This is a genomic window from Bacillus sp. GbtcB14, assembly GCF_019091205.1.
GTDB classification, from domain to species: domain Bacteria; phylum Bacillota; class Bacilli; order Bacillales; family Bacillaceae_G; genus Bacillus_A; species Bacillus_A cereus_AG.
Genome location: NZ_JAGXJT010000263.1, coordinates 1 through 244, shown reverse-complemented (window position 1 = coordinate 244; position 244 = coordinate 1). Strand labels below are relative to the sequence as shown.

Below are 244 nucleotides of genomic sequence, written 5' to 3'. Positions count from 1 at the left end.
CGGCAGGATGCAAACGAAGAGGAAATCGGCAGCGCGCTGAAAGATGCGCATTTTGAAAACGATATCGGTATGCTTTCCGACGGGCTTGAGACGCTTGTCGGCGAGAAGGGCGTAGCGCTCTCTGGCGGACAAAAGCAGCGCATCTCAATTGCGAGAGCGCTTTTGACTGATCCTGACATTCTCATATTAGATGATTCGCTTTCTGCCGTAGACGCGAAAACGGAAGCCGCCATCATTGACAGCA

1 protein-coding gene is annotated in these 244 nt (G+C 52.5%); it reads left to right on the top strand.

Annotated features, from left to right (window positions below; genetic code table 11):
• Positions 1-244 (top strand): ATP-binding cassette domain-containing protein (locus tag KVT31_RS29860; RefSeq protein ID WP_254637333.1); only part of this gene is annotated, 244 nt, incomplete at both ends.